Below are 23,574 nucleotides of genomic sequence, written 5' to 3' on the forward strand. Positions count from 1 at the left end.
ATCGCCTCTCGTAGTGTAGGCGATGGACCGGAAGTGAGCCGCGCGAGTCGCATCGCCTCTCGTAGTGTAGGCGATGGACTGGAAGTGAGCCGCGCGAGCCCCATCGCCTCTCGTAGTGAAGGCGATGGGCCGGCAGCGTGCTGCGCGGGAAGCATCGCCTCTCGTAGTGAAGGCGATGGGCCGGCAGCGTGCTGCGCGGGAAGCATCGCCTCTCGTAGTGAAGGCGATGGACCAGATGTGAGCCGCGCGAGCCCGATCGCCTCTTGTAGTAAAGGCGATGGGCCGGAAGCGAGCTGCGCGAGCCCCATCGCCTCTTGTAGTGAAGGCGATGGGTCGGAAGCGAGTCGCGCGAGCCCCATCGCCTCTCGTAGTGAAGGCGATGGGCCGGCAGCGTGCTGCGCGGGAAGCATCGCCTCTCGTAGTGAAGGCGATGGACCAGATGCGAGCCGCGCGAGCCCGATCGCCTCTCGTAGTGAAGGCGATGGACCGGAAGCGAGCCGCGCGAGCCCCATCGCCTCTTGTAGTGAAGGCGATGAGCCAGAAGCGAGCCGCGCGAGCCCGATCGCCTCTCCTAGTGAAGGCGATGGACCGGAAGCGAGCCGCGCGAGTCGCATCGCCTCTCGTAGTGGAGGCGATGGGCCAGAAGCGTGTCGCGCGAGCCCCATCGCCTCTCGTGGAGTAGGCGATGTGTCGCCAAGCGCGCAGCGCGAGCCCGATCGCCTCTCGTAGTGGAGGCGATGGGCCAGAAGCGTGTCGCGCGAGCCCCATCGCCTCTCCTAGTGAAGGCGATGGACCAGATGCGAGCCGCGCGAGCCCCATCGCCTCTCGTAGTGAAGGCGATGAGCCGGAAGCGAGCCGCGCGAGTCGCATCGCCTCTCGTAGTAAAGGCGATGGACCGGAAGCGAGCCGCGCGAGCCCGATCGCCTCTCGTAGTGTAGGCGATGGACCGGAAGTGAGCCGCGCGAGCCCGATCGCCTCTCGTAGTGGAGGCGATGGGCCAGAAGCGTGTCGCGCGAGCCCCATCGCCTCTCGTGGAGTAGGCGATGTGTCGCCAAGCGCGCAGCGCCAACAGCCCGACCGCCTCTCCGCAGAGGCGATCGGGCTGTTGGTCGTGTTCGGCTTAGGCGTCCAGCTCGCCCTCGCGCAGACCGATCGACAGCGGTGCGGGCTTCGCGCAGGTGCTGTGCATCGTGTAGCGAGCGCCCTGTGCCGCCGCGTCGTGGAAGCCGTGCATCGCCTCCAGCACATGGTAGGCGAGCTCGCCGCTGGCGCGGTGCGGGCGGCCGGTCAGGATCGCCTGGGCCATGTCGGCCGCGCCCAGACCGCGCGCGTTGTCCGCATAGCCGTGCGTCAGCGGCAGCTCGCTCCACTCGCGCGAGCCGGCGCGGCGGATGCGGATCGGCCCGCCGAACGAGTTGGGGTCGGGGACGGACAAGGTGCCGCCGCTGCCGTATATCTCGATGAAGGGCAGCTGCGCGCCGCCCGGCGCGTCGAAGCTGGTGAGGATCGTGCCGATCGGGCCGGCGGCGAATTCCATGATGCCGGCCACATGCGTCGGCACCTCGACTTCGATCTTCTGGCCGTGCTTCGGCTGGCTCGTGATCGTGCGCTCGGGATAGGAGATGCGGGCGGCGCCCGTCACGGCGGCGATCGGTCCGAGCAGCGCGACGAGGGCGGTCAAGTAGTAAGGGCCCATGTCGAACATCGGGCCGCCGCCCGTCTTGTAGTAAAATGCCGGGTCGGGATGCCAGCTCTCGTGCCCGCCGCCGACCATGAAGGCGGTGGCGCCGATCGGCGTGCCGATCCAGCCGTCCTCGATCAGCTTGACGCACGTCTGGATGCCGCCGCCGAGGAACGTATCGGGCGCGCTGCCTGCCAGCAGCCCTTTGGCGCTCGCCAGTTCAAGCACTTTTCGGGCTTCCTCGCGCTGCACGGCGAACGGCTTTTCGACGTACACATGTTTGCCGGCTTCGAGCGCTTGCAGGCATACCTTCGCATGGGCCTGCGGGATGGTCAGGTTGATAACCATCTGAATATCCGGATCCGCGAGCAGCTCCTCCACCGACAGTCCGCGGATGCCGTATTCCTCCGCCTTCGCCTTGGCTCTCGCCACGTCCAGGTCCGCGCAGGCGACGATCTCCATCGAGCCGAAGCGCCCGCCGTTGTGCAGGTAGATGCCGCTGATATTGCCGGTACCGATGATGCCCACTTTAACTTTGTTGCTCACCGCTGCGTCCCCCTCTGATCTTCCTTTTTCCGAAAATTAAAGCTGGTTGTCCTGCATGCCCGTATACGCCGTGTCCGCCGCATAGTCGTCCGCGCCCGCAGTCTTGCCCTCGGCGCACCACAGGAAACCTCTGCGCATCAATTCGCTCACCTGCGGCAGCGCCACGACATCGGCCTGATGTCCGAGCGAGTTGTAGTACACGCGGCCCCGTCCCCAGCGCTTGGTCCAGACGACCGGCATGTCGACCGCCTTGTTCGGGGAATGGGGTCCGGGTGCGATCGGGAAGCGGGTTGTGGCCAGCACTTCGATCGCCGGATCGATATGCAAATAATATTGCTCCGTGCTCACGGTGAAGTCCCGGATGCCCGCCACGAGCAGGCTCGAGCTGTGCTTGACGTTGACCTCGTACTCGGTGCCGTCGTTGCCCGGATGCGCGACCCACTGGCCGCCCGTCATGAACTGCCAATCGGTATTCTCGCGAAACGCGTCGCACATGCCGCCGTGACAGCCCGCAAGCCCGGTGCCGGCCTGGACGGCCGCGGACACGTTGTTCACCCATTCTTGCTCGATCTTGCCCATCGTCCAGCAAGGCACGATCAGATCGAGCCCCATCAGCTTGTCCTTGTCCGCGAACGCTTCGAGCGTATCGGATACTTCCGCCTCGAAGCCCTCCGCAGCGAGTATGCCGCGGAATAGCTCCGCAACTTCCTTGGGCTGATGTCCGTCCCAGCCGCCCTGTACGATCAATGCTTTTCTGGTCATTGGCGAATCCTCTCCCATGTCGGCCGCTTCAGCAGGAGCGGCGAATAATTAATCGCGTCGGCAGCAGCAAGCCGCCTGTCGTCCGCGCAGCCCCGCCGGGGCTGGAGACGGCAGCCGGTCCATCCGGCGGAGCGATGTCTTCAAGGTTGTCAGGCGAGCCGGCGCCGGCCGCGTCATCCGGCAAGGCGCTGCCGCCATGGCCGCTCTGCGAAGCGGCAGCCGGACCGCCCTGCAAGGCGGCCGCGGGGCCGTCCTCGCCGGCATCGCCGGACAGCATGCCGAGCGCCGTCTCGGCGGCGAGCCTGCCCATCTCGTAAAAGGGCACCTCCACAGTCGTCAGCGGCGGGTCGGTCAGGCTGGAGGCATCGGCATTGTCGTAGCCGATGACCGGCAGCCGGTCCGGCACGTCGATGCCGCGCTCGCGCAGCCCCTGAATCGCGCCGATCGCCATCCGGTCGTTGGCACACATGAGGCCGTCCAGTCGATCGAGCCTGTCCGCGATCGCGCCTGCCGCCTCGTAGCCGCTCGTGCGGCTGTAATTGCCTTCGAACAGCAGGTCAGGATCAGGCGCGAGCCCCGCGTCCGCAAGCGCCGCGAGATAGCCGTCGTAGCGGTCGGCGCTGTTGGAGTAATGCGGCGAGCCGTTCAGGAAGCCGAGACTGCGGCGGCCCGTGTCCAGCATATGGCGCGCGGCCGCATAGGCGCCGGCGCGATGATCGGCGCCCACGAAGGGGATATCGCGGCCGCGCGGCTCGAAGCGCTGATCGACGATACAAGCGGGCAGGCCCGCGTCGGCCAGCGCATGGACGGAAGCCTGCTCCTCGGGCAGCGAGCTTGCGCCCAGAATGAGGCAGGCGTCCACCCGTCGGGTCCGGTACAGCGACACGTAGTCGTAGCGCTCCCGCGGATTGCGGTAGAGCAGCAGCAGTCCGTAGCCTGCCTGGTGCAGCGCATCCCCGATGCCGCTCAAGATCTCGGAAAAGTAATAGGTGGAGAACATTCTCACCTTGGGCACATGCGGGAGGACGACGCCGATATTGCCGCTGCGTCCCTTGGCGAAGCCGGAAGCGAGCGCGTTCAATTGATAGCCCAGCCTGGCGGCAGCGTCCGCCACCCGCCGTCGCGTCTCTTCCTTCATCGGCCCGACGCCGTTCATCACGCGGGATACCGTAGCTTCGGATACGCCCGCCAGCTCGGCGACCTCCTTGCGCGTCGCCATCCGCACACTTCCTTTCCGGTGCTGACATCAATAATGTACACGCGTACATTATGCCACTTGCCGCGCGTTGCGTCAATCGTCCACCCATACCGGCGGCGGAACAACAATACACCTCTGCATTTGCGTGGGATTTCGTTATCTTGCGATTGTAATCCAAATGGCTTACGGCCCCGCGGCAATGCGGGTATACTTGGGATGAGGTGAACGAGATGAGCGCTAATAAACCGGACAGGGAGAACGTCGGCCTGGCGCCGGACGACGAGGCGTGGCAGGCGATCGTCGCCTGCGATGCCGCCTACAACGACAGGTTCCGGTACGCGGTCCGGACGACGGGCATTTTTTGCCGTCCGTCCTGCAGGTCGAGAGCGCCGAAGCGGGACAACGTCTCGGTGTACCCAGACGCGGCGCGCGCGCTCGAGGCGGGCTATCGTCCGTGCAAGCGGTGCAGGCCGAGCGACACCAAGCTGCCGGATGACGAGTGGGTCGGCCAGATGACCGATTATATCGACCGCTGCTACGACGAGCCGATCACGCTCGACCGTCTGGCCGAACTGTACCGGGGCAGCCCGTATCATCTGCACCGCGTGTTCAAGCGAATTGCGGGGATGACGCCCGTAGAATACGTGCAGCGCATCCGGGTCGCGAGAGCGCAGGAGCGGCTGGCGGACACGGAGCTGGCGATGTCCGACATCGCGCGTGCCGTCGGGTTCGGCAGCGTGCCGTACTTCATCACCGTGTTCAAGCAGAGAGTCGGAACGACGCCGAGCGAATACAGACGGCAGCATCGGCGGTCAATCTATGCGGAGGTGACGGAATGAACAGGAACGAGGAACAAGCGGTCGTGCGCTGGTCGCGGATCGACCATGGAGATTGGCGGCTGCATGTCGCGGCCACGGACACGGGGCTGTGTTATATAGGCTCGCCGGATGCGCCGTTCGAACAGCTGGAAAAGTGGGTAGAAGCGCGCGTGCCGGGCTCGACGCTCGTCCGGGATGACGAGCGGCTGACTCCGTATGTGCGCGAGCTGATCGATTATTTGGAAGGAAGCCGCACGACGTTCGAAGCGCCGCTCGACTTCAAAGGAACGGCGTTTCAGACGGCGGTATGGCGGGCGCTGCAGGGCATTCCGTACGGCGAGACGCGGTCCTACAGCGAGATCGCGGCGCTCGTAGACAGGCCGGCGGCGGTGCGCGCCGTCGGCGCGGCGATCGGCGCCAACCCGGTGCTCGTATGCGTGCCCTGCCATCGCGTCGTCGGCAAGAGCGGCGCCCTGACCGGGTACCGGGGCGGCCTGCCGATGAAGACGCGGCTGCTGGCGCTCGAGCGGGGACAAGCTGCGGAGCCCGCACCGGTCTCGCCGGAGCGGGCGTAGGCGGGTGCCGGCGCCTCAATACAGCAGGCGCCACAGATAGAAGGTCGCGTACGCCTCCCACCCGCTCCAGCCTGCGGCCATGCGCCGGATGTCCTCGCGGGACGGCTTGGCCGCGCTGCCCGTCACATGGCGCAGTGCGTGATGCAGCCCGACATCGTCGATCGGGAAGGCGTCCTTCATGCGCAGACAGCGCATGAGCACATAGTTGGCCGTCCACGGCCCGATGCCGCGGATGCGTACGAGCGCCTGCTCCGCTTCCCGGAAGCCGAGGGACGCGAGTCCTTCCTTGGACAGCGTCCCGTCCGCGACGAGCCTCGCCGTATGAATGAGGTATTCGCATTTTTTGACCGTCAGCTTGAGCGGGAGCAGATCCCGGACGTCGAGCGCGGCGATCGTCTCCGGGCGGGGGAACGTCCAGTACGCATGGCCCTCGTGGTCGATCCGGCCGCCGTACGTCTCGACCAAGCGCCGCTTGAGCGTATAGGCGAAGGCGAGATTGATCTGCTGCCCGAGTATGCCCCAGGCGAGGGCTTCGTACAGATCGGGAATGCCGATCAGCCGCAGGCCGCGATGCGTCTCGACTGCGGCGGCGAGGATCGGATCGGCGGCGGCGAGCCGGTAGAATGGCGTCAGCTCGGTGTCGAGATCAAGCCAATCCCGGATGTAGGCGGCCGCAGCCGGCGCGAGCTCGTCCGCCAGCTCGGATGCCGCGCCCAGGAACTTCACGACGAGATCGCGGTCCGGTGCGCTGCGGATCATGACGATGGGCGTGCCGGGGATCGGGAGCGCCCTATATATTCCGCCATCGCGGATCTGGTACAGACACTCGCTTGCGGAGCGTGTCAGATAGCCGAGGTTGGGCTCGAATCTGAAGTCTTCCGGCACCTGCAAGCGAATCGAAGGATTGATTTTCAAAAGGAGTCACCGCTTTCTGCCGCGATTCGATCGGTCGGCTGCCGCTGTCCGGTCGGCGGACATGCCGGCCTCACCTGATTGTAGCCGATCGGACGCACGACGGGGAGATCGGGAATTTGCGTTTTTATCCGAGAGTTCGCGCACGCTATTACGGATGCGGGGAGGACGGTCATGGCGCGCATCAAGACGGATTACAGGACGCCGAAGACGCTGCTCAACCAAGCGACGGGCTTCCTCGAAGATTATACCCATACGCTGAATCCCTACGGCGGCTGCGCGTTCGGCTGTTCTTACTGCTACGTGAGAGGGATGCCGGTCGCGGCCTTCAGGGGCGAGCCATGGGGCAGCTGGGTCGATGTCAAGCTCGAAGCGGCGCAGACGCTGCGCCGGGAGCTGCGGCGGGCGAAGGCCAAGGGGCCGGTGCGCATCTTCATGTCCTCAAGCACGGACCCGTACCAGCCGGCGGAATACAAGGAGCGCGTCACCCGCTCGCTGCTGGAGGCGATGGCCGAGGTGCGGCCGGACTTCCTGCTCGTGCAGACGCGCAGCCCGCTCGTCGCGCGGGACATCGACCTGTTGCGGCTGCTGGAGAACCAGGTGCGCGTCAGCATGACGGTGGAGACGGACCGCGAGGACGTCAGACGCGTATTCACGCCCGCGGCGCCGCCGATCGCCGCCAGGCTGAGGGCGTTGGCGCAGCTGCGGGAGGCGGGCGTGCCCGTGCAGGTCGCGGTCGCGCCCGTACTGCCGAGCAGCGAGGACTTCCCGTCGCTGCTGCGGCCGTTGACCGATCGCGTCGTCATCGACGACTACGAGATGGGAGACGGCAGCGGCGGGCGGCGAACCGCGAGGCTCGGACTGGAGACGTTGTATGCGCGGCTCGGGCTGTCCGAGTGGCATTCGCCGGCAGCTTGGCGGATCGTGCAGACGCGTATGGGCCGCTGCTTCGGCGAGGACGAGCTGTTCGTGAGCAAGGAAGGCTTCGCGCCTTGAACGGCTGACGCCAGAAGACGCCATAGCGGCAGGCTATGGCGTCTTCTGGCGTCAATTCGGCTTATGCATGCCCGGACGAGAGTACGGCGACGCGGTTTTTGCCTTCCGCCTTGGCGATCGCGATCGCCTTCTCCGCCTGGACGATCAGTGCCTCGGGCTGTTCGAGCCCCGGCTGCGCATGGAAGGCGACGCCGACGCTGGCCGTCAGATAGTCGCCGCCGTCCTGGTGGGAATGCGGGATCTGCAGCGAGACGACGGTCCGCCTGAGCCGTTCGGCAAGCTTGACGACGTCATCCCGTCCCTGGGCCGTCGGATCGATCGCCAGCGAGAGCGCGAATGTCGCGCCGCCGTAGCGCGCGATGACGGCGCCCTCCGTCTGTCCGACGGCCTCGAGCGATTCGGCGACCCATCTGAGGCAGTTGTCCGCTCCCTGATAGCCGAACATCGTATTGTATGCCCGAAAATGATCGAGATCCAGCATAATGACGCTTATCGTCTTTTGCCCGCCGTTCGCGTACAGCTCCCATTCGCGCACCAGGCGTTCCTCGAAGGCGCGCCGGCTGGGCAATTCCGTGAGGCTGTCCGTGTGCAGGTAGTGGGACAGCTGCTGCGTCACTTCCGTGAACAGCTCGTCCTGCCGTTCGTCCGCGTGGACTTTTCTCGCAACCGCCATGATGGACGGCTTGCCGCCGTATACGACATGCGCGAGTGTCATCTCCAGCTCCCTGGGCGTGTCGGCGGACGGCTTCAGGCGCAGCCGGATCGACGTCAGCTGCGTCGCGGCGGTCAGGACCCGGCCCAGCACCTCCTTCAGCGCGGCTTCGGAGGCCGGAGCGACCCAGTCGGCCAGCTCCTTGCCGACTACATCGGCGCTGTCGGACGCATCCAGCATGATGGCGGCCTCCAGGTTGGCGAATACGATTTTGCCGCCTGTCAGCGTCATGAACGCCACGGGCGAATACTCCATCAGATGCAGGTAGCGCGACTCGTTTTCTTTCAGCATGCGGGCGTACATGATCGACTTTTCCTCCGCGAGCCTAAGGTCGTCCTCGGTCTGCTTCAGCGCGATCGACTTCAGATCCGCAAGGGCATGGATCTCCTTGGGCTCCCAGGGAAGGGAAGAGTCCTTCACGACCTGCTTCCATTGCTCGAACGACTTGCGCGGCGAGAGCCGGTAGCCGTCGTCGCTTCGGATGACGGCCTTGGCGGGATCGCCCGCCCAGGTGACGGTCTGCAGCACCTCGGGTCTGAACCAGACGATATGATCGCGGTAATCCGATGACAACGACAGGAAGCCGGCGCCGGATGCTTTGTCCTTAAACGAGGCTGCCGGAGGGTAGAGGGAAGGGAGCCGATTCGTACTGAATACGTAATCGTCGGCCTGCCTGCTGAGCCAGTTGGCCAGCTTGACGATATCGGCCGGCGCCGGGGTGATGCCGAACAAAAACAGGCGTCCGTGGTACTGAACTGCCGCGCCGGAGGCATTCAGGATGGAGAGCAGGTCGTCCTCCGCCGCATCCAGCTTGTCCTTGAGCTGCTCGGACGTGCCCGGGGCGCCGAAGATGCGGGACAGCCGCTGAGCCATCGATTTGTGATGCAGCTCTCCCTGATAGTCGTCCAGCAGCTGCCGCTGATGGAGTTCGCTTGAGAAAAAGGAGCCCAAAAAGTTGCACAAATTGCGAAGCCTGTGCGGCACGTATCTCGGCGAATTGTGATGGCATGTAATCAGTCCCCACAGCTCGCCGCCATGAATGAGAGAGATCGTCATCGTCGCGCCGACGCCCATGTTTTTCATATATTCGAGATGAATCGGCGATACGCTGCGCAGAACCGACAAGCTCAGATTCAGCGGTTTGCCGGTGAGAGGCTGCAGGACGGGGAGGATGGGGACCGGCGTATAGTCCATGTCCACAATCGTGCGGACCCAGTTGCGCAGATAGAGCTCGCGCGCTTGTCTGGGAATGTCAGATGCGGGATAATGATGTCCGAGAAAAGATTCCAGATCGTTGTTTTTGGCTTCCGCGATGACTTTGCCGTTCCATTCGGCATCGAATTCGTAGATCATGACGCGGTCGTAGCCGAGGATGTCCTTGACGAGCTCCGCAGCCACCTGGCTCGCACCCGCGCGGCTGTGCGTCCGCTTGATCCGCGTGAAAAAAGTCTGCACCCACTCGAAATCGTTGATGAGGGGCGGCGTCTCGGGCGACGGCGCTTCAAACTCGACGATCAGCATATTTTCGCTGACGTGGGAGATCGCGAACAGCTCGGTCTGTCCGCCCGGGACGTCCAGCGTCGCGTCCATGTAATGAAGCTTGTCGGTGCCGGCGGGCTTGGCGATGTAGTGCTCGATGCGGTCCAGCAATTCATTGCCGATGACCGAGGCCAGCGGGCGGCCGAGCAGTTCCTCGGCAGGCAGGCCCAGCAGCAGCTCCGTATTGCGGCTGCACTGGACAATCGTGCGGTCGTCGTCGCCGGCGGCGGCAAGCAGCACGCCGTGCGGTTGGATCAGACCGGGGATATGGATCGGTTCTTTTTCGCAATTGGTCAGATTAATCGGTTCGTCCGTATATTCCCCTTCCGTCAGCAGCGAGCGATTGAGCTCGTCTTCGTACAAATTTCCGGAATCATCGGTCATTTGACACCAGCCTTTGTTTATAATTAACGGGAGCTCGTCCCGCTTGATTGTTCCAGCCAATGGTGCAGTCGGTCGAACGTCTCGCCGGCCGCCGCCAGCATCTCGCGCTCGTCCTCGCCGCTGTGCGCCAGTCCCGTCAGCATCCCGCGGAACTCGTCCCAGCGGGCGCGGACCGCGTCGCCGTAGCTGTTCAAGTAGCGGGCGTTCGTATCGGGAGAGACGGGCAAGTACTTCACGAGCAGCTTGGTGAGCATCTGTCCTCCGAGCGTCGAGCCCTCGAGCACGTACAGGCAGCCGAGCGCCCGCGGGAATGTAGAGACGTCGGGCAGCGCATGGCAGTCCGGCGCGTTGATTATCGCTTGCCCGCTCCAGCCCAGGCCGGCCAGATCGGCCTCGAGCAGACGGCTTTTCATGCGGGCGGAGATGTCGAAGCCGATCCGGCGCCACTCGGGACGTTCTTCGAGCCGTTGCTCGAGGGGCCGGACAAAGCCGTAAAACTTGGCCAAATATTCGCCGTATTGTTCCAAGGTCATCGTGCGGTTCAGCATTGCGGCCGTATAACGGTTCTGCTCCGCGCGATGATGCTGAGGCGCCGTTTTTTCTTTGAGCTGCATCATGATGTCGGTCATCGGTGACAGTTCTCCTCCTATTCTCTCTCTTATATAGTAACAAACATATAAGCCATAAAACAAAGCTGTTTGCAGATTTGCTCACACGGCGCGCAAGGCGGGGCCGGGGGCGATGTCTATGATTTGCGCGAAGCGTTTAAGTAAATAGAAGACGAAGGAGGCGCGGCAATGGAAGTGGCGACGTCGGCGCAAATGCGGCAAATCGAGGCTTGGGCGATCGATGATATCGGTATTCCGCAAGTATCGCTCATGGAAAATGCGGGCAGGGCCGTCGCGAAGGAGGCGAGGCGCTTCGCTGAAGCCGACGGACGGGGGACGAACTTCAGATGGCTGATTCTGGCGGGCAAAGGCAACAACGGCGGCGACGGTCTCGTATGCGCGCGGCATCTGGCGGACATGGGCTTCGGCGTCTCCGTACTGTACGCCGAATCGCCTGAGCGGATGCAGGGCGCGGCCGCCCTGCAGCGGGATATCGCGAGGCGGCTCGGCATTGCGGAGCATGTCCTCGCGCCGGGCGATCCGGCAGCCGGCGTGTTCGCAGGTTATGACGGCCTCGTCGACGCGCTGCTCGGCACCGGGAGCGCGGGCAAGCCGCGGGCGCCCTACGCCCAGCTCATCGAAGCGGCGGTCGGCAGCGGCCTGCCCGTCGTCGCGCTGGATCTGCCGAGCGGACTGGACGCGGACACCGGCGCCGTCTCCGAATATTGCATCCGGGCGCGGCTCACGGTGGCCCTCGGGTACGCGAAGCGGGGGCTGCATCAGCACCCCGGCGCGGCGTATGCGGGCGAGGTCGTCGTCCGCCCCATCGGCATACCGGCGGGCGCGGCGGAGCGGGCGGGCGTGAATACGCATCTGCTGACCACGGAGACGCTCCGGCACAAGCTGGGCCTCGAATCCCCGCTGCCGCGGAGCGAGGACTCGCACAAGGGGACGTACGGCCATGCGCTCGTCGCGGCCGGCTCCGCGCTGATGAGCGGCGCGGGCCTGCTCTGCGCGCGCGCCGCCCTGCGGGCCGGCAGCGGGCTCGTGAGCTGGGCGCAGCCCGCCTCGTCGGTCGCGGGCCTGCGCGGCTTCGCGCCGGAGCTCATGCTGCGCGCGGTTCCCGACGGAGGCGCGGGCGAGTGGCGGGGGACGGCGCCGGAGCATGTGGCCGCGGCGGCTGCAGGCGCGGATGCGCTCATCATCGGCCCGGGCCTGGGGCGCTGGGACGGCGACGGGCTATGGCTGCGCGACGTGCTGGAGCGGCTCGGCGACCTGCCCGCCGTCGTGGACGCGGATGCGCTCAACATGATTGCGGACGACGGAGCGGCGCCGGGCGTCTGGCCGGTGCGGCGCGCGGCGACCGTCATCACGCCGCATCCGGGCGAGATGGCGCGGCTCGCGGGGTTGTCGGTGCCCGAGGTGCAGCGGGACCGGATCGGCCTCGCCAGCGATTATGCCGCGAAGCATGGCGTGACCGTCGTGCTGAAGGGCGCGCGCACGGTCGTCGCCTCACCGGACGGCGCGGCGTATGTCAACACGACGGGCAACCCCGGCATGGCGACGGGCGGCGCAGGCGACGTGCTGGCGGGCATCGTAGGCAGCCTGCTCGGGCAGGGGCTGACAGCGGTGCAGGCTGCGGCGTACGGCGTCTATTGGCACGGCGCAGCCGGAGACCGGGCGGCGGCCGGTCGGGCGCAGGCCGCGTCTCTGACGGCAGGCGATATTGTCGAAGCGCTCTGAACGGCGCGATCGGAGGCGAATCGTGTTAGAATAAGTAGACAGGCCGCCGCTGCGGCGGAGAGGAGAAGGGAATATGAACATTACGATACGGACGTTGGCATCGGCAGCCCGGCGCTTGCGCACGCCGCTCATTGTGGCGGCATGCGCCGTCATTCTGCTCGCGCACTCTTCGACCGAGGCGGCGGCAGCGACGATGTACGACAGGTTCAAGGATATATACGAGGTGCCGGACAAGGTCGACGAGCTAAAGTCGCAGTACCGGGAAAAGCAGCAGGAGCTCGAAGCGCAGACGGAGGAGCTGAACCGGCGCACCGAGGAGATGCGGAGTCAGACGGAGAAGTATCTGGCCGAGACGCAGGCGCTCAGCCAACGCAACGAGGCGCTGACGGAGCAGAACGAGACGCTGAGCGCGCAGCTGGCGGACATGACCAAGCGGCAGGAGGCGCGGACGGCGCTGACGCGCCGGGTCGCGTACAGCGTCGCCGTCGTGCTCGGCATGGGATTGCTGTATATGCTGACGATCCGTCTGTGGCGCTACTCGGTCTGGCGGCGCCAGCGCAGCGACGGCTGGAGGTCCTAGACGATGGACATCCGCACGCCGGCTCCGCTCGGGCAAGTCCGTATCACGCTGGAGCCGGACGAGGCGCTCCATGTGCTGCATCCCAAGTCGATCGTGGCCTTTCAGGGCAGTCCCGCGCAGCGGGAGGACCGCATCATGGACCTGGCCAACGCCTACCGCAAGCGCAAGTGGATCCGCTCGCGCCTCGGCGGACCGGCCGAGCTGATCCTCGGTCTCCCGCCCGGCTGCAATCTGACCGTGATCGATATTGCAGCGGACAGCGATCTGATGTTCAATTTTCGCCATGTGCTGTTCTACACGGACGGCCTGCGCATGCAGAGCCGGATTCAGAAGATCAAGACGGCCTGGATCACACGGGAGTGGGTCCGGATGCGATTCTCGGGGCCGGGCAGGGTCGGCGTGTTCACGGCGGGCGATCTCGCTTCGGTCGAGCTCGATCCGGACGTGCCGCTGTTCGCGGAATCGGGTGCGCTCGTCGCCTACCCCGAGCGGGCAGACGTCCGGCTGTCCGTATACGGCAATACGCTCGCCAGCCAGCATATGAACGTGCAGTGGCAATTGAAGGGCCGAGGTCCGGCGCTGATCCAGGTCGGCTCTACGGACCCCGGACTCGGCGAGCAGCTGCAGGGAGACGGATTTTTCAAGCGTCTGCTGCGCGAGCTGCTGCCGTTCGGCAGCGTATATATCAAGTAGCAGGGCCTTTCGTCCGTCTAGCGGCCGTAGGTCCTTTCTTCTTTTCTGCCCCGCATGAACAGCTGCAGGGAGCGGGTCGCGCAGACCAGCGAGACGAGAACGAACAGCAGCGCCCACAATATAGCCGGGACGCCCGTCTCCGCGGCCAGGTTCGAGGCGTCGCCGGCGGCGGACGGACGGGCGAGCGCCGTGAGCGCGAGCGAGATCGGCGCGAGCGCGGATTCCTCGAGCGTCAGGAACGCCAGCAGCAGATAGTAGAAGCTGCGGAGCTTGGGGCCTGCGAACAGCATGACCGCCGTCAATGCGATGAAGACGGCGAGCCAGCCTAGCCCGAAGCCGCCGTGCACGAACAGGACGATCATGACGGCTGCTACGGCGAGCGCCAGTGCGAGCCCGAGCCGCTGCGCCCGGCGGTGATGAAGCGCGAACAGCAGCAGAGAGAACAGCGAGGCGCCGATATAGCCGGACATGGACACAGGCAGCGACGACCACGACGAGACGAGCCGCGTGTAGGTGACGCCGCTGTGATCCGCATGAAGCTCGATGCCGAGCACCCGGCCCGAGAGGACCAGCGCGGTCAGCGCATGGGAGAATTCGTGTATCATCGTGTCCACGTTGCGGAAAAAAGATGAGAACGGAATCAGTCGTGTCAGGAAGACGGATACCGCCAGATAGACGAGCGTCGACAGCCATTTGCCCATATCCGGCCCTCCTTTTCTAGTAGTGATTCTATTATAAGGGAATATGCATAGCGGCGTCTCAGCATTGTCGCAGGTTATATGTCCAAAAGAAAAACGCCCGATTCGCGGGCGTTGGATTCGGAACAATCGATATGAAAGGCAGCATCTGGTCTGTGAGCCGTACAGCGGCGGCCATGCCGCCCGTGCGATCAGTTGCGCGACAAGTGCTTGGCCGACAGCGAACCGCGCCGAGCAGGCGACGTCCGTACCGGCGCCGGGGTTGCCGCGCGTACGATCGTAAAGACGCCGACCAGGGAGACGAGGCAGCCTGCGACGAGCATCGTGACGCCTACGCCGGGACTGATGCCTGTAGACAGCAGCACGGAGGCCGCGACGACGTCGGTCAGGCACAGCAGGAACAGAAAGGCTGAAGTCATGAAGTCCCTCCAGGTATGGTCAAGTTAGACGATACCTTTCATATACCCACACGGCGCACCAAACGAATCGCCCGCCGCACATTCCTATGAACATCAAATAGCCGCTCCCCGAGGGAGCGGCTTAATGCCGTAACCATATGTCGGCATGTCGGCCATACGTCGGCTTGTCGGCGCTGATTGGCGTGCTATACCTGCTTGAGCGTTTTAAGATGAACCCAACGGCCGGAGCGTGTTTTCACATACAACGTTCGGCCGAAGCATTTACCGTGAACGAACATATGGATCGCCTCCAGTTCCAGAAGTAGAATGTATGTCTTTTTACCCGGCACGATGGAGATTAAACCAAGGAATGGAAAAAGCCCGCCCGAGCGTCAGACGCTCGAACGGGCTACGCCGCGGTGCGGCAGCGGTCAGGAACCGCCCAGATAATGACGGATGAACGCCTTGGCCTGCTCCGGGTGCTTGGCGGTGGCGCGGATGCCGGCGATGAACTCGTCCGTGCCCTGCACGCCCAGCTCCTTCAGCAGGGGAGAGCCGCTCAGATCCACGCCGTAGACGCGTTCCGCCGTATCCTTCTCCGTCTTCGACTTGACCTGGTCCTTGCCGGGGATGTTCTCCCCGTCAAGCGGCAGGAGTCCTTCCTGCGGAGCCATTTTATCGAAGTTGATCTTGTCCATGATGTAGACGTCGGACTTGTCCGTCATCAGCACGAGCATGCTCTTCTGGAGCAGGGCCATATCCTGCTCGCTGCGGGTCTCGGCAGGCACGTACGTAATCTCCGAGACGACGCGCTTCCAGTCGGGGAACTGCTCCAGAATGCGTTCGTTGATCTGCTCGGTATCGGGATTCAGCCCTTCTCCGTAAAAATAATTGCCGAAAAACATAACCGATACGTCCACCGGAGGCAGCTTCGCAAGCTCGGCTTGCTCGTGCCTGTGATCGACATAGCTCTTGATGCCGTAGCCGATCGCGATGAGCAGGACGATCGCGCCGAGAATATGGAGCCTGTAATAGTGGAAAAAATGCGCGCGTTTCACGGCGCGGGCGGCTTTTTTGGGATCGTCGCCGTACGTCTCGCGGGCGTAGGCGGCCTTGGCCTGCGCTTCCTCGTAGTCCTTGATGAATCGGTAGGCCGCGCTCACCTTCTCCTCGTCCACGCGCTCGGAGGGCGGGGTGTCGCCGCTGTCCCGCATCTTCTGGGTGCGGGCGCGGCGCACGAGCACGTAATAGCGGTTGTCCAGCGTCTCGCGGTCGGCGTCCTCGGGCAAGCCGAGCTCGGCATAAGCCTGCTTGAGCTTAATCAGGTCATTCTGTTCTTCCATGGATCGAGAGTCACCTTCTGTCGATGAATGCGTTTTTTCCAGTATACGCGATTCCGGGCGCGGCTTCCACTTCGCGGGCCGGATGCGATAAGATGGGGGCAGGAAAGTCGAGCGGAGGTAAGGGGCATGGATCGGGAGAGCGGGCTGTTCCGGGAGACGTGGTATGACGGCGAGTATCGGCCGCGGGTGCAGGCTTATTATTTCAAGGAATGGTCGGCGTACCGGATGGACCTGCATACGCACGATTCGACGGAGATCATGTACGTGATGAGCGGCGAATGCCTCGTCGCGCTGGACGCGGGCAGCGGCCGCGAGTCGGTCAGCGCGCTCCGCAAGGGCGAGTTCATCGTCCTGAACGCCAACGTCCCGCACCGGCTGCAGGTGGATCGGGCCTGCCGCATGCTGAATGTGGAGTTCGACCTGGCGGCCGCGGAGGGCGTCGTGCCTTCGCTGCGCCGGCTGGCGGACGAGGACGCCGCGCTGGATGCTCTGCTGCGGGCGCCCGGCCCGAGCGTCACGCTGAGCGATCCCGACGAGGTGCTCCATGCGCTCAAGAGCCTCGTGCTGGAGCTCGATCTGCAGGGCGGCGGCAGAGGACCGCTGGCCCAGCTGCTGCTGGCCCAGGTGCTGTTCAGAGTCGCCAGGCTGCTCGCGGACAGCCGCGCGCGCGGCGTGCCGCAGAGCGACCTGTATGTGCGGCAGGCGATCGCCTACATGCAGGAGAACTACGACAGAGATATTCGCCTCCAGGATATCGCCGGCGCGGTCAATCTGCATCCGAGCTACCTGCAGCGCCTGTTCAAGCGGCAGGTCGGACAGCCGGTCACGGCGTATCTGACCGAGCATCGGATGGAGCGGGCCAAGATGCTGCTGTCCTATACCGGCATTCCGATCGCCGACATCTGCGAGTACGTCGGGGTGGCGGGCCGTTCCTATTTCCACACGCTGTTCAAGAAGCATGCGGGGATGACGCCGGCGGCATATCGGGCCTCGCAGGAGCGCTTCCGTAGGGATTTATAAAAAGCTGTAATTTTGAACAAGCGCCTTCGCGAATCGGCTGTAAAAATGATCACGCTTTCTTCCTGCCTGCGGTTACAATGGCACTAGGCAAAGCGATGCCCGCCTGCGGGCTCGCAACAAGGAGGAGGCTGGCGGAAATGTCGTTTAAAATTACGTTTATCGGAGCCGGGAGTATCGGATTTACGCGGGGGCTGCTGCGCGATTTGCTCAGCGTGCCGGAGTTTGCGAATATCGAGGTTGCGTTTACGGACATCAATCCGCACAATCTGGACATGGTGAAGCAGCTGTGCCAGCGCGATATCGAGGAGAACGGCCTGGGCATTCGGATCTTGGCGACGACGGACCGCAGAGAGGCGCTGCGCGATGCGAAGTACGTCATCTGCACGATCCGCGTCGGCGGTCTCGAGGCGTTCGCGACGGACGTGGACATCCCGCTCAAGTACGGCGTCGACCAATGCGTCGGCGATACGCTCTGCGCGGGCGGCATCATGTACGGGCAGCGCGGCATCTCTGCGATGCTCGACATCTGCCGGGACATTCGGGAGGTCGCTGCGCCCGACGTGACGCTGCTGAACTACGCCAATCCGATGGCGATGCTCACCTGGGCATGCAACAAGTACGGCGGCGTGCGCACGATCGGCCTGTGCCACGGCGTGCAGGGTGGCCACTGGCAGATCGCGCAGGCGTTCGGCCTGGAGACGAAAGACGTCGACATCGTCTGCGCGGGCATCAACCATCAGACGTGGTACGTTCAGATCAAGCACAACGGAGAAGACCTGACCGGCAAGCTGCTGGCGGCGTTCGAGGCGCATGTGGACTTCAGCCGCACGGAGAAGGTCCGCATCGACATGCTGCGCCGGTTCGGCTATTACAGCACCGAGTCCAACGGCCATCTGAGCGAGTATGTGCCCTGGTACCGCAAGCGTCCGGACGAGATTAACGACTGGATCGACCTGGGCAGCTGGATCAACGGGGAGACCGGCGGATACTTGCGCGTCTGCACCGAGGGGCGCCACTGGTTCGAGACCGACTTCCCGAACTGGATGAAGGACCCGGCGTTGAAATACGAGAGCGGCGAGCGCAGCCAGGAGCACGGCTCCTATATCATCGAGGGGCTGGAGACGGGACGGGTGTACCGCGGGCACTTCAACGTCGTCAATCGGGGCGTCATCGCGAATCTGCCCGACGACGCGATCATCGAAGCGCCGGGCTATGTCGATCGCAACGGCGTGTCGATGCCGCGCATCGGCGACCTGCCGCTCGGCCCTGCGGCCGTATGCAACGTCAGCATCTCGGTGCAGCGGCTCGCCGTGGAGGCGGCGGTGCACGGAGACGACAAGCTGCTGCGCCAGGCGTTCATGATGGACCCGCTCGTCGGCGCGGTCTGCAATCCGAAGGAGATCTGGCAGATGGTCGACGAGATGCTCGTCGCGCAGGAGAAGTGGCTGCCGCAGTACGGCGCGGCGATCGCCGAGGCCAAGGCGCGCCTCGCGTCCGGCGACCTGCTGCCGACGCGCGAAGGCTATCGCGGCGCGGCGCGCCTGCATGTCAAGACGGTCGAGGAGATGCAGCAGGACCGCGAGGCCGCCAACAAAAACGCGGGCGAAGCGGACAAGGGCAAGGAACGCGCGAACGCGCACTGATAGTGGGGATGGCCGGCAGCCGTTTTCGGGCGGCGCCGGCTTTTTTTTATTTTGGCGATCGTCGATCCATTGCGGCAGAATTGATTTGCGTGTATGCGGAGGGCTTAGGCTAATTTAGATGCACTTGAACAGCTTTGCTGTCGCATCGGGGCGCATGACGGCGGCATACATGATACGATGGTTTCAAGGATGGAATAGAAAGGCGGTTCAACAAATGGAAACCGAGCGGCTCCAAGCCAAGCGGCTGTTCATGCAATACGGAGGCAGCACGATTCGGATGTACAAGGCGGGGGCGCTGGAGACCTACAAGGCCCATGAGGTGCCGCCGGCGCTGGAGGCGGAGTGGGTCCGGGAGATGATCGGCGGATTCGCGCAGGCGCTGTCGATCCGGGACTGGGAGGCCGCCGCCGCGCTCGAGGAGACGGCCAGGGCCCACAAGGACCCGCAGGCGCTGCAGCAGGCGGTACGGTTCGCCTCCCGGCACTTGATGAGCGCGGACAGCGTCGTGAAGCTGAAGCATGCGGAGCATCTGATCGGGATGCTCAAGGCGTTGAACGGCATCGCCGGGATCGAGCTGTCGCACGAGGCGATCCGGACGGCGAAGGTGATCCTCGACGACGTCATCGCGCAGCCGCTCGTACTGGACGCCGGTCACGATCTTGCCTCGCTCGGGCTCAAGGACAAGCGGGCTCTGAACCAGCGCGCAGGCATGCTGATCGAAGCGCTCAAGGATTTGCTGGCGGGCAGCCGGTGAGCCGCGCGTTCATCGGTCTCCCCGTTTCCGCGCCTCGGACGGCGTCACGCCCTTGATCTGCTTGAACAGCTTGGTGAAGTAGTTGGGATTCGCGATGCCGATCCGTTCGGCGATCTCGGTCACCGTCAATTTGCCTTCTCTCAGCAGCCTGTCGGCCACGTTCATGCGATGCTGGTTGACGAACTCCACGAAGGTGCGCCCCGTCGCGTTTTTGAACACTTTGCAAAAATGGTACGGATTCAAGTTCACCAGCTTCGCGGCATCCTCGATCGTCAGCTTGTCCGCATAATGCGCTTCAATGTGCAAAATGAGCGACTTGAACCGGTCCATCCGCCGTCCGGTCCGGTCGGCCTGCTCGCCGTCGCGCTCCGGCATGAAGCGGCGGGCCGCCAGCGCGAACAGCTGATACAGCTTCGCCTTGACGAGCAGCTCATAAGCCCGCTTCTTCTCCGCGAACTCCGCTCCGATCTCCCGCAGGATGCTGCGCATCGGCTCGCAGCCCGCCTCTTCCGCGCCGAACTTGACGGGGAACCGCAGTCTCCCCTCTACATAAGGCGCCAAATACCGGTCGTGCAGCGGATCGACCGCGAGTCCCTGCAGCAGCGACCGGTTGAAGACGAGCGACCAGTATTCGATCGGCTCCGCGTCGCGCGCGTATCCGACATGCAGGCCGCCCGCCGGCACGAGCAGCAGATCGCCGGGCCCGGTCTCGTACGGCTGACTGTCGATATGGAAGACAGCGCGGCCGGATACCGTATAGATCCATTCGAAGTGGTCATGCCAATGCAAATATAGCGCAGTTCTCCCGTCGGGTCCTGCGGGACAGAGGTTGCGGAACAGATTCGCAGGATAGGCGCCGTCGCTGAGATAGGTGTCCTCTCTTAATTCGGGCGGATGCATGACGCGCCGCGCCTCCCTCCATATATGCCCCAAGATCGGGCTATAAAATCGCAAGATCGTATAGAGAACGAGCGCAGCGATAAGGATATAATCGTCCTAGTTCATTCAATATAGCTTAGGATCGGAGTGGAGCACAATGACCGTTCGTACCATCGGCAAGCATACCGGCATCCGCATCGGCACCCTGGTGGGCGGAGGGGACGCCGCGCGCGTGATCCCGCAGATCGCGCCGCACGGCTTCGAATCCTTCAACCTCACCTACTGGCAGACGACCGGCGGCGCCGACCTGGCGGAGACGGCCAAGCGTGTGCGCGAGGCGATCGGGGACCGCGATATCGTCATCTCGGCCGTCAGCGTATTCGGCAACCCGCTCACCGGACACGGGGACAATGCGGACACGCTGGCGAGCTGGGAGCGTCTGATCGACCATGCGCATCTGTTCGGCGCGAATATCGTATCGGGCTTCACGGGCAGACTGACGGATCGGCCGATCGACGAATCGATCCCGAAGTTCGCCGAGGTGTTCGGCGAGCTGGCGCGCCGCGCGGCGGACCGGGGCGTACGCCTGGCGTTCGAGAACTGCGACATGGGCGGCGACTGGCAGCGCGGCGACTGGAACATCGCGCACAATCCGACCGCCTGGGAGATGATGTTCGACAGCGTGCCGCTGGACAACATCGGACTCGAATGGGAGCCCTGCCACCAGATGGTGAGCCTCATCGATCCGATTCCGCAGCTGCGGAAGTGGGTTGACCGCGTATTCCACGTGCACGGCAAGGACGCGACGATCGCCTGGGATATCGTGAAGGCGCACGGCGTCCACGGACCGAAGCCGTTCGTCTGGCACCGCACGCCGGGCTTCGGCGACACGAACTGGTCCGACGTCATCACAATTCTGCGACAGTCCGGCTACCGGGGGACGATCGATATCGAAGGCTGGCACGATCCGGTCTACAAGGACGAGCTGGAGATGACGGGGCAAGTGCATGCGTTGAACTATCTGAAACGAAGCCGGGGCGGCGAATTCGTGCCGAATCCGGTATAAGGGGGCGATCGATCGATGAGCAAGCATAAAATCGTGGTGGCAGGCTGCGGCGGCATGGCGCGCACCTGGGTAGAGTACGCGCTCGCTCGCGAGGACGCGGAGATCGTCGGGCTCGTGGACATCAAGCAAGAGTTTGCCCAGGCGATGGCGGACAGGTACGAGCTGTCCTGCGGCACCTATACGGATCTGGCGCAGGCATTGGCGGAGACGGGCGCGAACCTCGTGTTCGACGTGACGATCCCGGCCAGCCACTTCGGCGTCTGCTCGACCGCGCTGAATGCGGGCGCGAACGTATTCGGCGAGAAGCCGATGGCCGAGACGATGGCGGCGGCGCGCGAGCTGATCGGCATCGCGGACCGGACGGGCGGCGCGTATGCGGTCATGCAAAATCGGCGCTATGACGCGGGCATCCGCGCGCTCCGGGGGCTGGTGCAGGGCGGAACGATCGGCAAGGCGGGGTACGTCGGCGCGGATTTCTTCATCGGCGCCCACTTCGGCGGCTTCCGCGATGCGATGGACAGCCCGCTCGTCCTGGACATGGCGATTCACACGTTCGACCAGGCCCGCTTTATTACCGGCGCGGACCCGGTATCGGTCTACTGCCACGAGTTCAACCCGCCGGGCTCCTGGTATGCGGGCAATGCGTCCGCCATTTGCATTTTCGAGATGTCGGACGGCTCCGTATTCTGCTATCGGGGCTCCTGGTGCGCCGAGGGCGCCGCGACCTCATGGGAGTCCCAGTGGCGGGTGAACGGCGAGCGCGGGACGGCGGTATGGGACGGTGCGGGCGCTCCGTACGCCGAAGTCGTCGCGGCAGGCGATCAGGAGGACAAGTTCATCCGGGATTACGAACGGGTCGAGGCTGCGCTGGACTGGCCGGGACGCGCGGGGCATGCCGGCTGTCTCGACGAGATGTTCGCTTCGCTCGCCGAAGGCCGGCCGGCCGAGACCGATTGCCGCGACAACATCAAGAGCATGGCGATGGTGCTCGGCGCGATCGACAGCGCGCGGACGGGCGCGAAGGTGAATCTCCGCAGCTATTATTAACCGCTTGCGCGTGCGTCTTGCGGCGGAGCCCGGTTTTCTTCTACTATGGAGAGGGTAGCGTTTGACAATAGTAGGAGGCGAGAGAGTCAATGGCACTGATTCAATGCGGATTTTTCGCGCAGACGCTGGGATTGTCCATGAGCATGAACGTCGTTATTCCGGAGCGCAGCTACGGGATCGGGGTTGAGGCGGGCGGCGCCGCGAGAGCCTCGGACAAGTATCCTGTGCTGTACCTGCTGCACGGCTTGTCGGACGATCATTCGATCTGGCTGCGGCGCACCTCCGTGGAGCGCTATGCGGCCGAATACGGTATTGCGGTCGTCATGCCGGAGGTTCACAGGAGCTTCTACACGAATATGAAAAGCGGGCTCGACTATTGGACGTTCATCAGCGAAGAGGTGCCGCATGTCGCGCAGTCGCTGTTCCCGATCTCGGGCAAGCGGGAGGAGAGCTTCGCGGCTGGCCTCTCGATGGGCGGCTACGGGGCGATGAAGCTGGGGCTGCGCGCGCCGGACAAGTTCGCCGCCGTCGCCAGCCTGTCGGGCGCCATGGACGCCACCGCGCTCGGCGGCCCGGAGAACCCGCTTGCCGACAAAGACTTCAAGTGGATATTCGGCAGCCCGGCGGAGGCGAAGGGCTCCGACGACGATCTGTTCGCGCTGGCGGATCGGGCCGCTGCCGCGGGGACCGACCTGCCCAAGCTGTATCAATGCTGCGGCACCGAGGATTTCCTGTACGCGGACAACGTCCGCTTCCGCGATCATGTCCGCTCGCTCGGCATCGCGCTCGACTACGAGGAGGGCCCGGGCGACCACAGCTGGGCCTATTGGGACGAGCACATTCAACGCGTGCTGAAATGGCTGCCGCTGCAGGGCGGCAATGACTGAAGAGGAGCGCGGTCTGTCCGTGGACGAGCCGGAGCGCTGTTCCGGTGGGGACACCGGGCGTATGGCGCGATCGTGGGCCGGATGCAGCGGCG

General features: G+C 64.4%; 23 protein-coding genes. 13 read left to right on the top strand and 10 right to left on the bottom strand.

What is annotated here, in order from left to right; genetic code table 11:
• The first annotated feature begins 33 nt into the window (after positions 1 to 33).
• Positions 34 to 729 (top strand): hypothetical protein, encoded by a 696-nt coding sequence (locus VQ071_RS22240; RefSeq protein WP_340516424.1) that lies wholly within the window; start codon positions 34 to 36, stop codon positions 727 to 729.
• A 391-nt stretch (positions 730 to 1,120) separates the two neighbouring features.
• Here VQ071_RS22240 and VQ071_RS22245 read toward each other — a convergent pair whose 3' ends face one another.
• Genes VQ071_RS22245 through VQ071_RS22255 form a run of 3 tightly spaced genes read right to left on the bottom strand, consistent with a single transcriptional unit; the run spans position 1,121 to position 4,208 of the window.
• Positions 1,121 to 2,227 (bottom strand): Gfo/Idh/MocA family protein, encoded by a 1,107-nt coding sequence (locus VQ071_RS22245; protein ID WP_340516425.1) that lies wholly within the window; start codon positions 2,225 to 2,227, stop codon positions 1,121 to 1,123.
• 36 nt (positions 2,228 to 2,263) lie between these two features.
• Complete coding sequence (locus tag VQ071_RS22250; RefSeq protein ID WP_340516426.1) at positions 2,264 to 2,989, bottom strand: ThuA domain-containing protein; 726 nt, start codon at positions 2,987 to 2,989, stop codon at positions 2,264 to 2,266.
• 28 nt (positions 2,990 to 3,017) lie between these two features.
• Positions 3,018 to 4,208: a LacI family DNA-binding transcriptional regulator gene (locus VQ071_RS22255; RefSeq protein ID WP_340516427.1), complete on the bottom strand. Its 1,191-nt coding sequence runs from the start codon at positions 4,206 to 4,208 to the stop codon at positions 3,018 to 3,020.
• A gap of 209 nt (positions 4,209 to 4,417) precedes the next feature.
• On the opposite strand from VQ071_RS22255, the gene VQ071_RS22260 reads away from it, so the two are divergent.
• Both VQ071_RS22260 and VQ071_RS22265 read left to right on the top strand, forming a co-directional pair.
• On the top strand, positions 4,418 to 5,026 hold the full coding sequence (locus VQ071_RS22260) for a bifunctional transcriptional activator/DNA repair enzyme AdaA (RefSeq protein WP_340516428.1): 609 nt from the start codon (positions 4,418 to 4,420) through the stop codon (positions 5,024 to 5,026).
• Complete coding sequence (locus VQ071_RS22265; RefSeq protein ID WP_340516429.1) at positions 5,023 to 5,580, top strand: methylated-DNA--[protein]-cysteine S-methyltransferase; 558 nt, start codon at positions 5,023 to 5,025, stop codon at positions 5,578 to 5,580. Before VQ071_RS22260 ends, VQ071_RS22265 begins: the two co-directional genes overlap by 4 nt.
• Positions 5,581 to 5,595: 15 nt before the next feature.
• Here VQ071_RS22265 and VQ071_RS22270 read toward each other — a convergent pair whose 3' ends face one another.
• The gene (locus tag VQ071_RS22270; protein WP_340516430.1) at positions 5,596 to 6,495 is read right to left on the bottom strand and encodes a DNA-3-methyladenine glycosylase family protein; all 900 of its coding nucleotides are present in this window, start codon (positions 6,493 to 6,495) and stop codon (positions 5,596 to 5,598) included.
• A gap of 171 nt (positions 6,496 to 6,666) precedes the next feature.
• On the opposite strand from VQ071_RS22270, the gene VQ071_RS22275 reads away from it, so the two are divergent.
• Positions 6,667 to 7,488 (top strand): SPL family radical SAM protein, encoded by an 822-nt coding sequence (locus VQ071_RS22275; protein ID WP_340516431.1) that lies wholly within the window; start codon positions 6,667 to 6,669, stop codon positions 7,486 to 7,488.
• A 61-nt stretch (positions 7,489 to 7,549) separates the two neighbouring features.
• Here the strand turns inward: VQ071_RS22275 and VQ071_RS22280 are convergent, their stop codons facing one another.
• Complete coding sequence (locus VQ071_RS22280; RefSeq protein ID WP_340516432.1) at positions 7,550 to 10,123, bottom strand: diguanylate cyclase domain-containing protein; 2,574 nt, start codon at positions 10,121 to 10,123, stop codon at positions 7,550 to 7,552.
• A 23-nt stretch (positions 10,124 to 10,146) separates the two neighbouring features.
• On the bottom strand, positions 10,147 to 10,752 hold the full coding sequence (locus tag VQ071_RS22285; RefSeq protein ID WP_340516433.1) for a biliverdin-producing heme oxygenase: 606 nt from the start codon (positions 10,750 to 10,752) through the stop codon (positions 10,147 to 10,149).
• A 168-nt stretch (positions 10,753 to 10,920) separates the two neighbouring features.
• Between VQ071_RS22285 and VQ071_RS22290 the strand changes: the two genes are divergently transcribed.
• From VQ071_RS22290 to VQ071_RS22300, 3 genes are all read left to right on the top strand, one after another.
• Complete coding sequence (locus VQ071_RS22290; RefSeq protein WP_340516434.1) at positions 10,921 to 12,474, top strand: NAD(P)H-hydrate dehydratase; 1,554 nt, start codon at positions 10,921 to 10,923, stop codon at positions 12,472 to 12,474.
• A gap of 73 nt (positions 12,475 to 12,547) precedes the next feature.
• A complete protein-coding gene (locus VQ071_RS22295; protein ID WP_340516435.1) occupies positions 12,548 to 13,054 on the top strand; it encodes a hypothetical protein in 507 nt (168 codons plus the stop codon).
• Positions 13,055 to 13,057: 3 nt separating this feature from the next.
• Positions 13,058 to 13,747: a hypothetical protein gene (locus VQ071_RS22300; protein ID WP_340516436.1), complete on the top strand. Its 690-nt coding sequence runs from the start codon at positions 13,058 to 13,060 to the stop codon at positions 13,745 to 13,747.
• Between the two features lie 17 nt (positions 13,748 to 13,764).
• Here VQ071_RS22300 and VQ071_RS22305 read toward each other — a convergent pair whose 3' ends face one another.
• The 3 genes from VQ071_RS22305 to VQ071_RS22315 all read right to left on the bottom strand — a co-directional run bounded on the left by VQ071_RS22305 (position 13,765) and on the right by VQ071_RS22315 (position 16,186).
• A complete protein-coding gene (locus VQ071_RS22305; protein WP_340516437.1) occupies positions 13,765 to 14,448 on the bottom strand; it encodes a M50 family metallopeptidase in 684 nt (227 codons plus the stop codon).
• A gap of 188 nt (positions 14,449 to 14,636) precedes the next feature.
• Complete coding sequence (locus VQ071_RS22310) at positions 14,637 to 14,864, bottom strand: hypothetical protein (RefSeq protein ID WP_340516438.1); 228 nt, start codon at positions 14,862 to 14,864, stop codon at positions 14,637 to 14,639.
• A gap of 410 nt (positions 14,865 to 15,274) precedes the next feature.
• Complete coding sequence (locus tag VQ071_RS22315; RefSeq protein WP_340516439.1) at positions 15,275 to 16,186, bottom strand: J domain-containing protein; 912 nt, start codon at positions 16,184 to 16,186, stop codon at positions 15,275 to 15,277.
• Positions 16,187 to 16,312: 126 nt separating this feature from the next.
• Between VQ071_RS22315 and VQ071_RS22320 the strand changes: the two genes are divergently transcribed.
• From VQ071_RS22320 to VQ071_RS22330, 3 genes are all read left to right on the top strand, one after another.
• Positions 16,313 to 17,206, top strand: a complete 894-nt coding sequence (locus VQ071_RS22320) for an AraC family transcriptional regulator (protein WP_340516440.1) — start codon at positions 16,313 to 16,315, stop codon at positions 17,204 to 17,206.
• A 137-nt stretch (positions 17,207 to 17,343) separates the two neighbouring features.
• Positions 17,344 to 18,849, top strand: coding sequence for an alpha-glucosidase/alpha-galactosidase (locus VQ071_RS22325; protein ID WP_340516441.1), 1,506 nt, complete (start codon positions 17,344 to 17,346; stop codon positions 18,847 to 18,849).
• 214 nt (positions 18,850 to 19,063) lie between these two features.
• The gene (locus VQ071_RS22330; RefSeq protein ID WP_340516442.1) at positions 19,064 to 19,603 is read left to right on the top strand and encodes a hypothetical protein; all 540 of its coding nucleotides are present in this window, start codon (positions 19,064 to 19,066) and stop codon (positions 19,601 to 19,603) included.
• Between the two features lie 9 nt (positions 19,604 to 19,612).
• Here the strand turns inward: VQ071_RS22330 and VQ071_RS22335 are convergent, their stop codons facing one another.
• Entirely contained in the window at positions 19,613 to 20,503 is an 891-nt protein-coding gene (locus tag VQ071_RS22335; RefSeq protein WP_340516443.1) for an AraC family transcriptional regulator, read from the bottom strand.
• 136 nt (positions 20,504 to 20,639) lie between these two features.
• Between VQ071_RS22335 and VQ071_RS22340 the strand changes: the two genes are divergently transcribed.
• The 3 genes from VQ071_RS22340 (at position 20,640) to VQ071_RS22350 (ending at position 23,482) form a co-directional block, all read left to right on the top strand.
• Positions 20,640 to 21,548 (top strand): sugar phosphate isomerase/epimerase family protein, encoded by a 909-nt coding sequence (locus VQ071_RS22340; protein ID WP_340516444.1) that lies wholly within the window; start codon positions 20,640 to 20,642, stop codon positions 21,546 to 21,548.
• 15 nt (positions 21,549 to 21,563) lie between these two features.
• Entirely contained in the window at positions 21,564 to 22,595 is a 1,032-nt protein-coding gene (locus VQ071_RS22345) for a Gfo/Idh/MocA family protein (RefSeq protein WP_340516445.1), read from the top strand.
• 89 nt (positions 22,596 to 22,684) lie between these two features.
• Positions 22,685 to 23,482 carry an alpha/beta hydrolase gene (locus VQ071_RS22350; RefSeq protein ID WP_340516446.1) on the top strand — a complete coding sequence of 266 codons (798 nt, stop codon included), beginning with the start codon at positions 22,685 to 22,687 and terminating at the stop codon, positions 23,480 to 23,482.
• Positions 23,483 to 23,574 lie beyond the last annotated feature (92 nt).

The sequence above is a fragment of the Cohnella sp. 56 genome, from assembly GCF_037963805.1.
Taxonomy (GTDB): Bacteria; Bacillota; Bacilli; order Paenibacillales; family Paenibacillaceae; genus Cohnella.

What these genes read in the sequence shown, in the direction of transcription:
- VQ071_RS22335 (WP_340516443.1), bottom strand. Translation starts at nt 20,503, where the DNA reads ATGCATCCGCCCGAATTAAGAGAGGACACCTATCTCAGCGACGGCGCC.
- VQ071_RS22300 (WP_340516436.1), top strand. Translation starts at nt 13,058, where the DNA reads ATGGACATCCGCACGCCGGCTCCGCTCGGGCAAGTCCGTATCACGCTG.
- VQ071_RS22350 (WP_340516446.1), top strand. Translation starts at nt 22,685, where the DNA reads ATGGCACTGATTCAATGCGGATTTTTCGCGCAGACGCTGGGATTGTCC.
- VQ071_RS22340 (WP_340516444.1), top strand. Translation starts at nt 20,640, where the DNA reads ATGACCGTTCGTACCATCGGCAAGCATACCGGCATCCGCATCGGCACC.
- VQ071_RS22280 (WP_340516432.1), bottom strand. Translation starts at nt 10,123, where the DNA reads ATGACCGATGATTCCGGAAATTTGTACGAAGACGAGCTCAATCGCTCG.
- VQ071_RS22320 (WP_340516440.1), top strand. Translation starts at nt 16,313, where the DNA reads ATGGATCGGGAGAGCGGGCTGTTCCGGGAGACGTGGTATGACGGCGAG.
- VQ071_RS22325 (WP_340516441.1), top strand. Translation starts at nt 17,344, where the DNA reads ATGTCGTTTAAAATTACGTTTATCGGAGCCGGGAGTATCGGATTTACG.
- VQ071_RS22265 (WP_340516429.1), top strand. Translation starts at nt 5,023, where the DNA reads ATGAACAGGAACGAGGAACAAGCGGTCGTGCGCTGGTCGCGGATCGAC.
- VQ071_RS22285 (WP_340516433.1), bottom strand. Translation starts at nt 10,752, where the DNA reads ATGACCGACATCATGATGCAGCTCAAAGAAAAAACGGCGCCTCAGCAT.
- VQ071_RS22310 (WP_340516438.1), bottom strand. Translation starts at nt 14,864, where the DNA reads ATGACTTCAGCCTTTCTGTTCCTGCTGTGCCTGACCGACGTCGTCGCG.
- VQ071_RS22295 (WP_340516435.1), top strand. Translation starts at nt 12,548, where the DNA reads ATGAACATTACGATACGGACGTTGGCATCGGCAGCCCGGCGCTTGCGC.
- VQ071_RS22315 (WP_340516439.1), bottom strand. Translation starts at nt 16,186, where the DNA reads ATGGAAGAACAGAATGACCTGATTAAGCTCAAGCAGGCTTATGCCGAG.
- VQ071_RS22330 (WP_340516442.1), top strand. Translation starts at nt 19,064, where the DNA reads ATGGAAACCGAGCGGCTCCAAGCCAAGCGGCTGTTCATGCAATACGGA.
- VQ071_RS22305 (WP_340516437.1), bottom strand. Translation starts at nt 14,448, where the DNA reads ATGGGCAAATGGCTGTCGACGCTCGTCTATCTGGCGGTATCCGTCTTC.
- VQ071_RS22255 (WP_340516427.1), bottom strand. Translation starts at nt 4,208, where the DNA reads ATGGCGACGCGCAAGGAGGTCGCCGAGCTGGCGGGCGTATCCGAAGCT.
- VQ071_RS22260 (WP_340516428.1), top strand. Translation starts at nt 4,418, where the DNA reads ATGAGCGCTAATAAACCGGACAGGGAGAACGTCGGCCTGGCGCCGGAC.
- VQ071_RS22250 (WP_340516426.1), bottom strand. Translation starts at nt 2,989, where the DNA reads ATGACCAGAAAAGCATTGATCGTACAGGGCGGCTGGGACGGACATCAG.
- VQ071_RS22275 (WP_340516431.1), top strand. Translation starts at nt 6,667, where the DNA reads ATGGCGCGCATCAAGACGGATTACAGGACGCCGAAGACGCTGCTCAAC.
- VQ071_RS22290 (WP_340516434.1), top strand. Translation starts at nt 10,921, where the DNA reads ATGGAAGTGGCGACGTCGGCGCAAATGCGGCAAATCGAGGCTTGGGCG.
- VQ071_RS22345 (WP_340516445.1), top strand. Translation starts at nt 21,564, where the DNA reads ATGAGCAAGCATAAAATCGTGGTGGCAGGCTGCGGCGGCATGGCGCGC.